1 protein-coding gene is annotated in these 418 nt (G+C 71.8%); it reads right to left on the minus strand.

Features of this window, described 5'->3' with window-relative positions:
- Nucleotides 1-418: DUF881 domain-containing protein (locus I6F37_RS41805; protein ID WP_225154641.1), on the minus strand; the 418-nt coding region annotated here is incomplete at both ends.

Consider the following 418-nt stretch of genomic DNA (forward strand, 5'->3'; position numbering starts at 1 on the left):
GTTGCCGACCGCGCGGATGGAGGTGGTGGACACGATCCGCTCGCCGTTGATGCTGATCGCCTCGGCGCCCGATGCCCACAGCGCGACGACGATGGCGCGCAGGTCCTCGGCCAGCACGAGGTAGTTGGCCACCGACTCACCGGGCGGCACCTCGCGCTGCGAGTCCGCGATCTCGATCTGGACCCCCGGCCCGTGCACCGCGGTCAGCCCTGCCGCGGCGCGTGCCGCGGCCAGCCGAGCGTTGAGGTCCGCGAGGTCCGCCTCCGAACCGGGGGCGGACGCCTGGAAAGCCTCGATCTGTTGGTTGACCGTGGCGAGCGTGGCCTGCAGGGTCTGCTGCTCCTCCTCCAGGGCACGCACCTGGTCGGCGAGCACCTGCTGGGCGGAGGTGGTGAACGCGTTGCGCTCCACTGACGAG

This window comes from Bradyrhizobium sp. NBAIM08, from assembly GCF_020193935.1.
In the GTDB taxonomy this organism is placed as follows: Bacteria; Pseudomonadota; Alphaproteobacteria; order Rhizobiales; family Xanthobacteraceae; genus Bradyrhizobium; species Bradyrhizobium yuanmingense.